Below are 15,428 nucleotides of genomic sequence, written 5' to 3'. Positions count from 1 at the left end.
CGCCTAACAGACGGCAACCAATCAATAAGGATCGATCCGTGCAGATCGAATCAAGTCGGCCAACCATAAATTTTGTGATATACAGGCGGCCACAGCAGTACGAGAAGTATCATCATTCCGATCGTAAACAACACCGTCCAGAACCGCAAGCGCAGCTCAAACCATTTCAGTGTAATGAATAATACAAGCCAGCTTCCCAGCCAGACAGTGAGCGCTGTGATTTCCTTGCCACCGTAGGGACCAATACGCAATCCACCTGGCAGCCATGAGCTTAACCGTATCAACCATACATTGGCCGCAGCAGGATCAGCTGCACTCCACCAATGGGCAGCTGTTAGAGCAGCCATGCCGAGTAAAGCAGCCAGCATACCCGCGACAACCTCACCGGAACGAGGCGATGTGCCGCCTCCTTTTGTCACCATGTCATCAAGCTCTCCTTCATCGTGCACCGTTTCCATTTCATCAGACACCCTTCCATTTGGACAGCACCAATCCAAATACAAATCCGATCAGCAAAGAAAGCCACATCATCGACAGCAGGACACCAACAGCATAACGAACTTCACGACCACCGTCACCACTGGAAGCAAACCTCCGCAGACATACAGCAGCTGTAATCCCACAGGGAATCGCCATCAGCGAGACAAACTCTTTATATTCCATGACTACCCGATGGCCGAATGGAAGATGCAGCTTAAACCACTCGGCAGCACCTTCTGGCGACTGATAACCGATATACAACCAATTACCGATAATGACGGTCAGCAGCACCAGAAGATTGGTGACCAGCAGCCGCCGCTCCAGCTTCAATCGTGCTCCCTGTGCACCACGAACGTACATATAGTAGGCATGCCACGTATAAGTTGCGACCAGAAGCGTCATAGAAGCCCCTACTCCATGCAGGATACCTGCTAATCGATTAGCACTCGGTCCGCCAAATGCGTTGGCAAGCGGGATGAGGAGAAACAAGACAACCGCAATAAACCCTTGTGCGACCGCCAAGTCCCGGAACTGTGGACCTATTTTCATGCTTCAACGCTCCTATCGCTCAACTGTGAACGCATCAATTTCATTTTGTTGTAAATCATAAGCTTTAAAGGTTGCTTTACTGCCATCAATATCAATAACCATGTAATGATAGCTTGCTTTGGGGCCAACCACAACCTGCTTCGTTTCCTTGCCTCCATTATACAAAGGGGCACCTGCTCCACCTATCGTCAGCTGATAAATTGTGTTGTCAAAATGGTATCCACTGCCATCAAAGCTTGCGTCCACTTTTCTACGATTATAGTTATGCTCATGGCCAACGAGCACAGCCGTTACCTTATATTTATCCAAAAGCGACCAAAGTGCATCCCGGGCTGCAGGCTCAGCATCCAGAGAGCTTCCCAAATGGGCGCCTATCGGATAAGCCGGTACGTGAAATTGTACGAATATATGTTTATTGCCGCTAGATTTCAGCTGATTTTCCAGCCACGTCCGCTGCTGCTCATCAATAACATAGTGACCTGCGGCATTTTTCCGATCAGAGTTTAATGTAATAAATCGGGCATTGCCGTAATCAAACGCATACACCGTCTTTCCATAGCCGGGCAGTTGCTCCTTAGGCAGCATCGAAAAAGCTTCTGAAAATATTTTTTCATCATGCTCATGGTTGCCGAGTACCGGATAGACAGAGGTCATCGGAAAGTAATCACCGACTAGCCGGGACCATGCTCCCAGCTGTTTGCCAACGTCAGATCCTCCCACAACCTGATCCCCGGTAAACATCAGAAATTCGGGCAAAGGTTTTAAACCCTTGATCTTATCCAGAAGACCGCGCAGCGTCACTTCATTAATACCATTGGACGACCCGCGGCTGTCTCCCATCACGACAAATCGAAATGGCTTTTGCGTGACTTGCGCTGTATCAGGCTTTGCTGGTTGTCCATTATTGAGTTCAGGATTAGCGGCTGGCGCTCCAAACGAGCATCCTGCCAGCAGGACTAGTCCGGCGATTAGCAATAAGAATCTGATAGTTCTGATAGTTATCATCAAGCTTTCACGAGGTTTCGTGTGCATGCTGCTGCACTTCCTTTCCATATTCAACCGCGAGGGTCAAGCTTGCTGAATACAGCTTCATCACATGTCAAAGTTCCTTTTATACTAACACATTTTTCCGTACCCTACCAAGAATAAGGAGCTCCAGAAATCGGCGATACAAGCTGACCACCGCATTCAGCAAACATTCAGTCTCTATTCAGTAGACATTCAGCGGGCTTTCACTTAACGTTCAATCTGATTTGCTATGCTGAAAGAAGCGTAAGCATTCAGAGGAAAAAGCACCCTATGCAGTTGTAAAATATTTGTAAAATGTGTTACTTTCGCGATTTAATCCATACAGTTGTGCTTCAAATGGGTAATAACAATTAACGAAGGCCCCAGAGAGAGATATAGAGCAATACAATCGGATAGGAGTTAATAACCATTAAGAAAGGTGGAGAATGATATGAAACGTTTATTAAAAGCATGTATCCCATTCACACTGTTACTGTCGATCCTGATATCCTCACAAGCGATTCCCGCAATTGCAGCAGAGCCTGCTGTGAATGAAGATTGGACCCGCTTCCCTTTAATCGCCCATGCCCTTGGCGGCATTGATGGGGTCGATTACACCAATAGCCTAGAAGCCTTCCAAACGAATTATGATAAAGGACAACGGTTGTTCGAGGTTGATTTCTCGATTACCAAGGACGGCCTGTTGGCTGCCCGTCATGATTGGATGGGCTATCTGGCTACCAAATTTGAGCAAGATATACCAGCTAACAAGCTGGAGGAGCCGCTAACCCTTAAAGAGTTCAAGAGCTACAAAATTCTTGAAAACTACACGCCGCTTTCTTTTGCCGATGTAGCCCGCTTAAGCAAGAAATATCCGGATGTCTACTTTATTACCGACACCAAGGAAACCGATCCTGAGCTGGTCAAGCAGCAGTTCACAGTAATTCGTGATACAGCCAATCGAATTGATCCGACAATTCTTGACCGTTTTATTCCCGAAATCTATTCTCCGGAAATGTTGGATATAGTTCGTGAGATTATCCCTTTCAAACATGTGATTTTTTCACTGTATTTGACCTCCATGGAGCCGGCTGAGGTGGTTCAATATGTAAAAGAACACGATGTCCACGTGGTTGCTATGCCTGAGGAGAGAGCTACCAAGTCCTTCATCAAGGATTTGAACGATATCGGTGTTGTCACTTATGTTCATTCCTTGAATAAGGTCAAAGATGTGAAAAAGCTGATGCGAATGGGTGTTCATGGGGTCTACACGGATTTCCTTAGCTATAAGGATCTTGGAATTGACGAAGCACCCTTGATTGCCGCCGGTCAGACCGATGCAGAGAAATCCGCTGCAAATCTTACAACACAGGACCCTTCCCTGACAACAGCTTCTGCTGATACGGTGACAGGACAGTCCACAGTCGCTCCTGCTCCAACGACATGGGAAAAGATAAAGCTGCTGCTGGGACAGCTGTTTAATAGCTAAAATATAAGCAAAAGAACCTTCCGATCCACTTCACTTCGTGGGGAAGGTTCTTTCGTTTTTGTATGGTATCCAAGTTATTTCAGTTACAAGGGCTTATTCAGCGCTGCTCCTAGCTGGGCAAGCAGCCCCATCCCCATTTGAAACATGACCCTATAGCCGCTCCGCTGCAATTCCTCACCGCCCTGATTGGTCTGGGAAACTCCTCTTATAAACCCATCGATAGTTAAATATTCCTGCAGAGCAATCCAGGCCCGTTCCCCGCGAATCAGATAGCTGTCCTCCAGCAGCCCTTCTCTTGCGCCCAACACCATTGCCGCAGCAATTCCAGCGGATCCCCCAGCTTCCGTACCTGTGGACGAATCGTCAGCAAATACGGTCCATAGGCCGTTTTCCTGCTGTAAAGACGCCGCAAATCCAGCTGAACGGACGAACTCTGCTGCCGCTTGCTGATAGAGGGTACTGGGTTTGTTGTCATTCCAAGGCTTCAGCTCGATTAACATTCTGGCAGCGCCGAGCAAATACCAGGCTAAGGCACGGGCCCAATTCAGGTAGGAGCAGTGATTCTCGGCATCTGCACGCAAATAAATCCCACGCTCCGTAACCAACCTCTCTTTGCGTGACCATAGCTGCATTAAGGCGAGCTCAGCCAGATCGTCGCGTCCGCGTGCCGCGGCAATAGCTGCTATAGGATAACCTACCGTATAAACGCCTTCACCGGTAATCGTATCGGTTTCACGATCGTATATGGAACCATCTGCTCTTTGATAATCAAGCCAATAAGCGATTAGTGAATCGATAACCGGATGATCTGGTTGAATTTTAGCCAATACTGCATAGGGTAATGTCTGTTCAATCACATCAGCAACTATTTTACCGTTCTTCACTCGAGGTCCAGTAGGCTCCTCGATTTCCTTGTTATCGTCCACAAACAGCTTCAAATGCTGTTCGACAGCCAATAGATAGTAAGTATCCTTCGTGAAACGATACATATCGTACAGTCCATCCAGCACACAGCCTTCCATCCATCCCGAGCGGTGGTAGCAGGCCTGAGATTGGAGATGGTATGTGAATAATGCCAAACGATTCGGTGCATGGGCTGGAGCCAGCAGTAAGTGTGGGGAAAATACGGCGCATTCCTCGCCCTCACCACACAATAACCATACATCTTCTGTCCCCTTGATCATCCGCAAGCCCACGCCTTCACGAAATATTCGTTCTCCCCCATCAGGAGTAACAGGGATTTCGAACATTTGCTTGGCATAAGCATATCTGACATCAAACAGACCGAGTCGTTCCCCACTTTCATACAAAAAAGCCTCGAGCTCTACTTCCTCTCTGACATGGACCGCAAACGTGATTCGCAAGCCTTGAATAGGCTCCTTTGGCAGCTTGCCTGTAAAGTACAGCACTGTGGATGTACCTATATTAGCAGGAGCGACTATCACTGCTGCTTCACTTCCCTTGGGAAGATGCGAGCCGTCGAATGGACGATTCGGTGCGACGACCGAATCCGCAAATCGGTAATGCTTATGCCAATCAAGCTGTTGCTGTTGCTGCTGCATTCCGTCCCTCCTCTACGATGGTATTCCAGATCCAGACTTCGAGCCTGTCACCACATATACACGGTCCTCTTCGATTATTGTTTCGTATCTTTTGAGCTTAACCGATGCATCCAGTAAAAATTGTCCTGTCTTGAGATCAAATTCCCAGGCATGCAAGGGACAACGCAATATTTGCTGATCCCTGTCATAGTGATATTCGTAGACCTGGGAGGGCAGATTAGTACCGCCGATCCACCCCTTACATATGCTTACTCCCCGATGAGGACAGACACTTCGCCAGGCATGGACTTCACCTTCAACCTCGTACACCCCGATCTCCTGCCCTTCAAGGACGACCAGCTTGCTCCTTGCTTCCCGTAATTCCTGCAACGTAGCTATATAATGACGATTCATTCGGCTGCCTCCTTGCCGACAGGTCGTTTCAAACCGAACAGCTGCAGTGCTGTTTCACCCATAACAGGTGCTCTCAAATGCTTCGGAAGACTTAATTCGACGGTTTTGGGCGCGTCGAAATCCCAATGCGGGTAGTCCGAGGAATAAAGCAGTGTTTTCTCCGCATGGATCATCTCCAGAATTTGCAGGAAATACTCTTTCTTTTCGGGCTCCTCCAAAGGTTGGGTCGTTAAATAAACCTGATTAATAATGTATTCAGACGGATATTTGGTAAGCCAAGGAACCGAGGATCGCAGCGACTTGTAGTGATTATCCAACGTCCATATCACATTAGGCAGCCAGGATATTCCACCCTCCATACCAATCAGCTTAAAGCCCGGGAATTTCTCAAATACGCCTTCACAAACCAGACTAATCAGATGGGCTATATAGCTGAGACTTAAGCCTGCATGCCATTCCATGTACCTGGTCGGATAACCGGCATTGGTAGGCTCTGGTGCAATCCCTCTCCCCTCGGCAGTAGGGTGAATCGCTATCGGGAGTCCATACTGCTCAGCAGCCTCATAAATCGGATGAAAAATCCGTTGTCCATACAAGGTCCGCGAGGCGCTTGGCATCACAATCTGCACCATATCGGGATGATCACCCCAGCGATGAATCTCCTTTACAGCGGCTACAGGGTCGTTATTATTAATGAGGATCGAGCCTTTGAAGCGCGAATCCTCTTGGAGCCAATAACCAGCTGTCCATTCGTTGTAAGCAGCAGCAACCGCATTGGCATAATCGGGATTATAGTACACCGAAATATTGATTGCATCCGTTGTCAGAATCGCATAATCAATGCCATTTTCATCCAGAAGCTGTTTCTTCATTAATGCTGGGTCACTTCCCGGTGGCCCGGACTCCGGATAGGCATCCTTCCTGTACGCTCCAATCAGAGAATAATAGTGTGCGGGAATGACTCCCATCGCTTTCCATTCGTTGTGCCACGTTCTGGGCAGAAAGGGAAGCAGCTCGTCACTGCTCTTCAATGCGTGATGAACATCAATATCGACAATAACTCTCTTATTCATAAAGTTATCTCCTTTATCAGGTTATATCTCAAGACATCATTAGATACAGGCTGCCATCCTCTACCTTAACCTCATAACCCCGCAGCTTGGCGCTGGAATCAGGTGCCAGATGACGACCATCGGTCAAATCAAATTCCCATCCATGCCAAGGGCAGCGCAGGATTTGGCCTTCATAACCGAATTCATATTCGTAAACGTCCTTGGGTAGCGTGGTTCCGTTAATTAACCCTTTGCACACCGGTGCAGCAGCATGAGGGCACAGATTGCGCCACGCATAGAAACGGCCACCCACATAGAAAATCCCGATCTCCATATTTTTGATGACGACGATTTTTTTACCGAGTGATATAACTTCTTCCTCAGAAGCTGCAAAATATGGGTTCAAGACTCATGCACCTCCTCCACTTCAGCCGCAAGAGCAGGTAATCGATATAACTCCTGCGCGGTTTCCCCCATCACACGCCTTTTCATTTCACGTGGCATCGGCGGCAGCGCCATCATCGGGTTATCAAAATCCCAATGCGGATAGTCTGTTGAAAACATCACCCGTTTATCGGCTCCGATCATTTGGAAAATTTGCAGCAGCTCCTTGGGATCATCCGGCTCTTCAATCGGTTGACTGGTCAAATAAATATGCTCACGAATATATTCTGAAGGGCGACGCTTCAACCAAGGCACGGTGGATCGAAGCGCCTTGAAATTCTTATCCATCCGCCACATCAGGTGAGGCAGCCAGGATATGCCGCCCTCAATGGCAACAAATTTTAATTGCGGGAATTTTTCGAATACACCCTCGCAAACCAGACTATTCACATGCGCCATATAGCCAGTAGGTAAAATGTTGTGCCATTCAAAGTAACGTGTCGGATATCCTGAGTTCGTCGGGGACGGGGAAATCCCTCGTCCTTCACCTCCCGGGTGAACGGCTACAGGAAGCCCATTGCGTTCTGCCGCTTCATAAATCGGATGAAAAAAACGCTGACCGAGCAGCATCCGTGATGCACTCGTCATGACCACCTGCACCATATTCGGATTGGAAGCCATTCGATCAATCTCCTTGGCAGCCGCAATCGGGTCTGTATTATTGATCAGAATCGAGCCGCGAAACTTCGGTGAAGCCTTTAGCCACAGCTCCGACATCCAATCATTCCAGGCGGAGGCAACCACGTTGGCATAATCCGGGTCCGGGTATAAGGAGATTTCAATTCCGGAGTTCAGGATCGCATAGTCGATATGATACTGCTCAAGCAGGTGCTTCAGCATAAATTCCGGGTCACTTCCCTGTCCGCCACCATTCTCCGGGACTGCGTCCTTCATGGCTCCGCCGACTGCTGAATAATAGACCCGAGCCGCTCCAATTCCCATCTCCAGCCACTGCTCGTGCCATACCCGCGGGAGAAATGGCAGCAGCTCGTTTAAGCTTTTCATTCCATTGTGCACATCGGCATCGACGATTAATGATTTATTCCCCATTATGAGTCCCATCCTTTATCGGAGTTGTTTTGCTTCTAACATTACGTCCTTGCATTTCCTTATTCCTTCACGCTGCCAAGCACAATCCCTTTCATAAAGAAACGCTGGATGAACGGATAGACTAACAAAATCGGCAGTGCTCCGAGGAAAATTTGTGCAGACTTCGCAGTCCGATCTGATACCTCAGCCAGCATCTCCATATCAACACTGCCTGCCAATAACGTATCTACAGCCGTAATAACCGTATACAGATAGCTCTGTAAGGGGTAGTTGTGCGGCGAGTTCATGAAGATAATGCCGTCAAACCAGGCATTCCACTGCCCAACAATGGAAAATAGCAGCAGGGTCGCCAGAGACGGCGTCGACAGCGGGACAAATATTCGCCACAGCACCGTCCAATGACCGGCTCCATCCATAAATGCTGCTTCCTCCAGCTCTTTGGGGAGTCCGCGAAAGAAGTTAAGTAAAATCAGAATATTGAACACAGGCAGTGCATGATGCAGAACCAGCGCCCAAATCGAATCCAGCAGGCCAAGCGCCTTAATCGTCATATATAACGGGATCAGACCACCGTTAAACAGCATGGTGAACACAAAGATCCACGCATATAACGTTCTTCCCTTTAATGCCTTGGCATCCTTGGATAACGGATAGGCAACCAGAATAACAAGCACCATGTTCAAGGTAACACCCAGCGCCACACGCTGCAGCGTTACCACAAGCGAGCGTATGAACTCGGGTTTTTGGACAATAAACGCATAAGCCTTCCATGTAAATTCGACCGGCCACAGCTTGACAAAGCCTGCTGCCGCAGCAGAGCTGGAGCTGAGCGAAATCGCAAATACATTAATCAACGGTAAAATACATAACAAGGACAAGCCGACCAGCAGCATATAATTCGAAATAATAAACAGTCTGCGGGACCACGACGGATGCTCAACCATTACGCTTTCCTCCCTTCCCTAGAAAATTCTGTAGTTAGCGAAACGATAAGCCATCAAATAAGATGTAGACAGCAGGATAAAGGAAACCACTGATTTAAACAGTCCTATGGCCGTTGCAACGCCATATTGCGCATCAACGATCCCGATTCGATAAACAAATGTATCGATAATATCACCGCTTTCATAGACAACCGGACTATACAAATTAAACACCTGCTCAAATCCGGCATTCAACACATTTCCTATACTAAGCGTGACCATTAACACAATAATCGGAGCCATGCCGGGTAAAGTCACATGCCAGGTTTGCTTCCATCGATTAGCACCGTCAATCACAGCTGCCTCATATAACGACGGGTTAATGCTCGTAATGGCTGCCAAATAAATAATTGAGCTGAAGCCAAATTCCTTCCATTCATTGGACAGCACCAGTGTAAAGGGAAACCAGTGATTATCCGCCATAAAAAAAATCGGCTCTATACCCAGCCACTGCAGGCCTTGATTCACAATCCCGGAAGAAGGCGACAGGATGTCCACCAGAACCCCGCTCAGGATAACCCACGATAAAAAATGCGGCAAATACACGAGAGTTTGCACCATACGCTTCACAAATTCTCGCCGCATTTCGTTCAATAACACAGCCACAGTCAATGGAACTATTAACCCCGCTATAATTTTCATTACCGCGATATAGATCGTATTCCAGATAACCTGATAAAAGCTCGGAAGCTTCATGACATACACAAAATTATCGAAGCCGACTAAAGGTGAACCCATAATTCCCTTGGCCGGATTAAATTTCTGAAAGGCAATAATAATGCCCAGCATAGGACCGTAGCTGAAGATGAGTACGAGCAACAAACCCGGAATAATCATCAAATGCAGAGGAAGCTGCAGCCTCCATTTCGTATTCATTTCCATTCAACTCCCTTATGCTTCAAGACTTGATTTCGAAGGAAAGGGGCCGGGCACAATCTCCCCGTAAGCCCCCTTGTATTATTTATTTTTGCTGTAATACTCGTTAACTTCCTTTTCAATCGCATCGCCGCCAAGGCTTTTCCATTCCTTGACGAATTTATCAAAATCGCTGATCGGTGCGGCACCCATAATAATTTTGGTTACCATTTCGTTCTGGATCTTTTGGAGCGTGGCATCCTTCTCCACCATCGTGGCAGTAGGGGCACCGGTGAAGGCATTGAACTGATAGTTCTTGTTTTTTAAATAGGTCGCGATGACACCGAATGAACCCTCAGGACCAAAGGTACGCTCCGAGAACCACAGGCTGTCGTCACCCTTGCGAAAGCCTGCTACCCGGCTGAAGTGGAGCGATGCCGGAAAGTCGAGCTTGCTTCCATCACCTTTGTTTTTCAGCTCCTCTACCACCTTCAAATGGGCATTGATATTCAAGTCTGCCGGATTAATGAGCACTGGGAAATATTTTCCGGGGTAAATACCGGTTGCTGTATCGATAATAAACGGATTTTTGGAGCCACTGTAATCGGTCTGAAAGTAACGTTTATTGTATAAATTCAGTAATTTGATTACGGCTTCAGGATTTTTGCTGCCTTTTTTCACGACAAAGAATGAAGTCGCGGCATCATTAGCCTGTAGAATCACCGGCTTGCTGTCTGCGGATGTAATCGGAAATGCCTGCCAATCCGCCTTCGGATCATTTTTGCGGTTGTCCTTGAAGAAGGTCGTCGCATCCGCCACATAGCCGAATGCTACACCCAGCTTACCTGCCGCCGCATCCTCAGCTACCTTTTTCCAAGGTTTAACGGAAAACTCCTTATCGATCACGCCATCCTTATAGAGCTGCTGCAGCTTTTCCAGAGCTGGCTTCATCTCCGGCTGCACCGAGCCGTATACCAGCTTATCGGAGGCGTCCTTGACCCAAAATGTCGGGTAGGCATGGTACGCATTGAACAGTCCGATCAGTGAAGCAGGCGTGACTCCGTTATTGGCTTCCTTAAAAATATCCTTGCTCACACCAAGCCCAATCGTATCGGCCTTGCCGTTGCCATCCGGATCGTTTTTGGCAAATGCCGTGGCAATATTCAACACATCGTCCATCGTCTTCGGCTCCGCCAGATTGAGCTTCTTCATCCAATCCGTCCTGATCCAGACCATGCTGGCGGAGGCTACACCATTGTTCTCAAATGTCTGCGGAATCCCCATCAGCTTGCCGTTCACGGTAACAGACTTCATTGCGGCACCGCCATCCTTAAGCAGCGCTTCCTTGGTAAACGGGGTTGCGTATTTATCGTAAAGCGTGGTCAGATCCTCCACCAAATTGGAATCGATCAAACGCTGCATGACCACCCGGTCAACCGCCATAAAATCGGGCAGCTCTCCTGAAGCAAGTGTGACGTTCAGCTTTTGTGAAAATTGGGAGGCATCGACAACCCACAGGTTTTTGACTTTAATGCCCAGATCATTTTCCATAATGGGGGTCCAAATGTTTTTATCCAGCGACTCTCCCTCGGCAAATTTGAAGCTCGCATCTATCGCACGAACCGTAGACACCTCAATCGTCGGACTGTATTTACCCATCGGATCTGCAGGCTTGTTATCCACTGCTGCTGCAGGTGGTGTAGAGCTCGGTGGTGTAGTATTCGGTGCTGCCGCCTCTTTGGTTGCGGTACAGGCGCTCAACAGCAGCGGAATTGATAGCGCTGTCATAATGAGTGAATTGCGTTGTATTCTCTTCATGAACGTTCCCCCTTGATATTTATTCTTACTACCTGATTGTAAAACGAACCCGCCTCGAAGCATACGGGACTTTCTTATGATCGTTATCTTATTTTATCCAATTCGTGAATTAGACAAGATTGATGCTGTCCTTATAGCAAATCGATATAAGAAAAACTTCTGATCGAAGCCTATTCGAGGAAGATACATCCGTGTTTTAAATGTAGCTTTTCTTGCAATATCAGAATATTCAGCTCTGCTGAAACTAATAAATTCTGATATTATGAAAAAGGAAACTGCTTGGTAAGCCAGCTTCCCATTCCATCATAATTCCCGATACTCAAGCGGCGTGCTGTTCGTGATCTTTTTAAATAAGCGGGTAAAATATGGTGCCGAGTCAAAACCGACTTCAGCTGCGATCTCGTGGATTTTGAGGTTCGTGCTTTTTAATAAATGCTTGGCACGCGTTATTCTAACCTCTGTAATGTAATCCAGCAGATTGACCCCTGTAAGCTGCTTGTACAGACGGGATAAATAAGGAGGACTCAGGTACACGACCTCGGATAAACGGGTTAACGACAGCTCTTCATGGATATAATCGTGCACGTATTGATGAATGAGCCGAATCATATCCGTCGTTTTTTCTTCCTGAACATGACTGTTATGCTCCGCTATCGTTTCTCCCAATCGACGAAAGTAGCTCAGTGCCGTCTGCCAGGAGCGATGGTTTTCCAGCTGTATGTAAGTGTCCAGCTGCAGCTGCGGACCGATCCTGTCCGTCAGATTGCGTCGGTTTAAATAGGAAAGAAAAAAAGCCGATAAATGGCTGAATATTTCCAAAGTCAAATAGGTGATTTTCTGCTCCGTGAAAGCCAGCTCGTCAAACCGGGTAATGTCCTCATACAGCCGTGCAAATTGAGACTTCTCTCCATTATCGAGATGCGGTTCAAGCAGATCCAGCTTGCGCAGCTGATTGCGGAATTCGGTCTCGGCGAAGAAAGCACGACTGGATCGCTCCCCGCCTGTCTCGGATGAACCCGACTCGGTAATCAGCATTTCCTGGCTTCTTATCCAGCCGCTGCTTAACAGCAGCTTCAGTGAATCGATCTGCCGGGCCGCCTCTTCCCATAAGCATGACCCAGAGCTCATAATCAACGAAATGGGCAGCTTCAGCAGCTTGCTGCACGTTTCCTGGATAGATTCCGAGGTTCCTCTCACAAATCGGCCAAGCCGTTCCCATTCTTCAGGTGAAGCTGAAGAGGACTCTCCATCACTGCTGCTCTTGGGCTGTATCAGCCATACAAACCGGAATTTATCATAAGGGATGAACAGGAATCCAAATCTGTCAGCCAATAACTCCTTGGCAATGTTCTGAATCGAATAGAGCATCAACGATTTGTCCGATAGCGAAGCATACTCTCTCCAATCATCCACACGGCCCAAGGCCACGAATACTGGCTGCTCGGCATCCAATCCGATCTGAAGCTCAGCAAACCTTCTTGCTCGGACAGCCACAGAATCTCCCTCACCACGAAGCAGCTCCAACAAGTAATCACGCCGCAAGGCAGGGAGTGCCTGTTGAAGCTGCTGTCTGGCCTTAAGCGAGATATCACCCTCCATCAGCTCGGTGGTGATTTCCTGGGCTGCCTTTTCTATAGCCTGAAATATCAGTTCATCACCCTCAGTCTTGAGAACGTAATCGGTTCCGCCTTTGCGGATGGCGGTTTGGATGTAATCAAAATCATTATAACCCGATAAAAAAATGATTTTGCAGCGTGGCCATTGCTCTCGTACACGGTCCGCAAGCTCCAGACCATTCATGCCTGGCATTCTGATGTCGGTGAGCAAAATATCCAGACGCATATCGTTCATTTTATCCATCGCATGAATGCCTGAATATGCTTTGGTCACCGTCAGCTCATACTGCTTCCATTCCTGTATCGCATCGAACAAGTAATCGACTGCTAACGGTTCATCATCGACCAGCATCAAGTGCAGCATGTTGTCCCTCCTGTTCCTTGGTCATCTGAATGTTCATAACTACCTGAAGTCCTCCCTGCAGTCCGGTGGACAGCGTAATTCCCGATTGTTCTCCAAATTTCAGCTGAAGCCTGCGGTGCACATTCATAATGCCGCTAACCTCCGCGTTCACCTGCTTTGAGGATAATCTGCTCCGCCAATTCGTGAGATCTGTTTCCGACATTCCCGCTCCATTGTCTTCAATAATAATCCGCAGCTCATCAGGCCCCGACTCCAGCGTTACGGACAGCTTGCCATCCGTGATCGTGTGCTCAAGCCCATAATTATAGGCATTCTCTACCAATGGCTGTAAAATAAGTCTTGGCACTTGAAACGAAAGCAGCGCTTCCGGCAGCTCATCAATGCTCACCTGAACACGGTTGGAAAAACGGACGTTCTGGATTTCCATATACATCCGAACATGATGCCATTCATCGGCAAGTCGAACATCATCTCCCGTCTTCTTCGTAATATAGCGGAAATAATCGCCCAAATATTTGGTGAATCTCAGACTGTTTTCGTAATCCTCTGCTTTGGTCATCCTGTACAGTAAATACAAGCTGTTATACAAAAAATGCGGATTGATCTGGGACTGCAGCTGATTAAGCTCGGCCTGCTGCGTTTGCAGCTTCTGCTCATAAACCTCGTAGACAAGCGTATTAAGCTTCGCCGTCATCATATTAAACTGATGATACAAGTAGCTGAATTCATCTCTGCTTTTATGATGCAGGGAGACCGATAGATTACCGGATTCCACCTTGCGGAAGGCACGAACCATTTTGGTCAAAGGCTTGTGAATAACCTTATACACCCAGTACGATACGAAAATAATCAGCACCACGGTAACTATCGACATCAGGATGATGTAGCTCTTATATTTGTTGAGAGGTCCGAGCAGATCCGCTTCCTGTACATAAACCATCAGTGTTGTATCGGTATCCGGTAAATATTCGTAAGCGGTAATATAGCTTTGCTTGTTCAGAGTGATCGTCTCGATCCCTTGCATTCCATCTCCCTTATTGGTCACCCAGCTGCGAACGTTAGCCGCTATCGGGTCCAGCTCCGGCTGTTTCTGCTCGCCTGCGATGATCCAACTCGTATGCAGCAGCGCCGCCCCGCCCTTGGAGCCGGAAATTTGCCGCAAAAAAAGCCGCAATTCGTCTACTGAAACCTCAGTTTCCAGTACAAATAACGGATCACGCTGCGCGGAAACGGGTAAACTCGGATAATATTCACGAAGCAGCAGCCTACCGTCCTTATACATCAGCGGTGAAGTATGGGGAAGCTCTCGTTCCACCTTCAAACCGTTTGTCATTTCTGGGGATAGTGCCTCCGATAGCTCGTCCGTCGAAATTATCCGCTGTATTGGCGGAATGTAAACGCTTGCTTTTTTCACGTAAATACCTGAGCTTTTCATCAATTCCAGCTTTTGCTGAAATTGCTTCATCTGCGCTGTGCGCTCATAGAAGGTCAAGCCTTCTGCAATCACGCTTAACGAGGTCAGATCATTGTCATTCACATACTCACGCTGCAGCCGAACCATGCGATCGATTTCCTTATTCAGGGAATTGCTGTAAAAGTGGATTTGCGAAAGCAGCGAATTGGACACCTCATCCCTTACAATTTGAGCACCCAGATCGTTCATCTGAATCGCCAAAGCATAAACCGGAAGCACAACAATAAAGAACATCGCCAGCAGCTTGGTGAATATCGAAAACCACCATTTTTGCCAGTTTAATTTCATAAA

The 15,428-nt window shown here is 47.6% G+C and carries 14 protein-coding genes; 1 reads left to right on the top strand and 13 read right to left on the bottom strand.

Annotation, left to right across the window (positions count from 1 at the left end):
* Positions 1–50: 50 nt before the first annotated feature.
* From OB236_RS39370 to OB236_RS39360, 3 genes are read right to left on the bottom strand one after another with little or no spacing between them, the layout of a single operon-like run.
* Positions 51–458, bottom strand: coding sequence for a hypothetical protein (locus OB236_RS39370; protein WP_262688980.1), 408 nt, complete (start codon positions 456–458; stop codon positions 51–53).
* Positions 459–462: 4 nt separating this feature from the next.
* Complete coding sequence (locus tag OB236_RS39365) at positions 463–1,029, bottom strand: hypothetical protein (protein ID WP_262688978.1); 567 nt, start codon at positions 1,027–1,029, stop codon at positions 463–465.
* A gap of 12 nt (positions 1,030–1,041) precedes the next feature.
* On the bottom strand, positions 1,042–2,061 hold the full coding sequence (locus OB236_RS39360; RefSeq protein WP_262688976.1) for a metallophosphoesterase family protein: 1,020 nt from the start codon (positions 2,059–2,061) through the stop codon (positions 1,042–1,044).
* 427 nt (positions 2,062–2,488) lie between these two features.
* Here OB236_RS39360 and OB236_RS39355 point away from each other — a divergent pair, with 427 nt between their 5' ends.
* Positions 2,489–3,526 carry a phosphatidylinositol-specific phospholipase C/glycerophosphodiester phosphodiesterase family protein gene (locus OB236_RS39355; protein ID WP_262688974.1) on the top strand — a complete coding sequence of 346 codons (1,038 nt, stop codon included), beginning with the start codon at positions 2,489–2,491 and terminating at the stop codon, positions 3,524–3,526.
* Between the two features lie 83 nt (positions 3,527–3,609).
* On the opposite strand, the gene OB236_RS39350 is transcribed toward OB236_RS39355, so the two are convergent.
* From OB236_RS39350 to OB236_RS39305, 10 genes are all read right to left on the bottom strand, one after another.
* Positions 3,610–5,088: a glycoside hydrolase family 88 protein gene (locus OB236_RS39350; RefSeq protein ID WP_262688972.1), complete on the bottom strand. Its 1,479-nt coding sequence runs from the start codon at positions 5,086–5,088 to the stop codon at positions 3,610–3,612.
* 12 nt (positions 5,089–5,100) lie between these two features.
* Positions 5,101–5,481 (bottom strand): Rieske (2Fe-2S) protein, encoded by a 381-nt coding sequence (locus OB236_RS39345; protein WP_262688970.1) that lies wholly within the window; start codon positions 5,479–5,481, stop codon positions 5,101–5,103.
* A complete protein-coding gene (locus tag OB236_RS39340; protein ID WP_262688968.1) occupies positions 5,478–6,554 on the bottom strand; it encodes an amidohydrolase family protein in 1,077 nt (358 codons plus the stop codon). The genes OB236_RS39345 and OB236_RS39340 overlap by 4 nt, the downstream gene beginning before the upstream one ends.
* A gap of 28 nt (positions 6,555–6,582) precedes the next feature.
* Positions 6,583–6,939 carry a Rieske (2Fe-2S) protein gene (locus tag OB236_RS39335; protein ID WP_262688966.1) on the bottom strand — a complete coding sequence of 119 codons (357 nt, stop codon included), beginning with the start codon at positions 6,937–6,939 and terminating at the stop codon, positions 6,583–6,585.
* On the bottom strand, positions 6,936–8,027 hold the full coding sequence (locus OB236_RS39330; RefSeq protein WP_144026670.1) for an amidohydrolase family protein: 1,092 nt from the start codon (positions 8,025–8,027) through the stop codon (positions 6,936–6,938). The genes OB236_RS39335 and OB236_RS39330 overlap by 4 nt, the downstream gene beginning before the upstream one ends.
* Positions 8,028–8,086: 59 nt before the next feature.
* Complete coding sequence (locus OB236_RS39325; RefSeq protein WP_262688965.1) at positions 8,087–8,971, bottom strand: carbohydrate ABC transporter permease; 885 nt, start codon at positions 8,969–8,971, stop codon at positions 8,087–8,089.
* 18 nt (positions 8,972–8,989) lie between these two features.
* Positions 8,990–9,886, bottom strand: a complete 897-nt coding sequence (locus tag OB236_RS39320; protein ID WP_076237722.1) for an ABC transporter permease — start codon at positions 9,884–9,886, stop codon at positions 8,990–8,992.
* Between the two features lie 81 nt (positions 9,887–9,967).
* Complete coding sequence (locus OB236_RS39315; RefSeq protein ID WP_262688963.1) at positions 9,968–11,683, bottom strand: extracellular solute-binding protein; 1,716 nt, start codon at positions 11,681–11,683, stop codon at positions 9,968–9,970.
* 303 nt (positions 11,684–11,986) lie between these two features.
* On the bottom strand, positions 11,987–13,663 hold the full coding sequence (locus tag OB236_RS39310) for a response regulator transcription factor (RefSeq protein WP_262688961.1): 1,677 nt from the start codon (positions 13,661–13,663) through the stop codon (positions 11,987–11,989).
* Positions 13,638–15,425 (bottom strand): sensor histidine kinase, encoded by a 1,788-nt coding sequence (locus tag OB236_RS39305; RefSeq protein WP_262688960.1) that lies wholly within the window; start codon positions 15,423–15,425, stop codon positions 13,638–13,640. The genes OB236_RS39310 and OB236_RS39305 overlap by 26 nt, the downstream gene beginning before the upstream one ends.
* Positions 15,426–15,428 lie beyond the last annotated feature (3 nt).

It is taken from the genome of Paenibacillus baimaensis, assembly GCF_025567575.1.
Note: the sequence above shows the minus strand (reverse complement) of the source record. Positions and strands in the feature narration are given on the sequence as shown.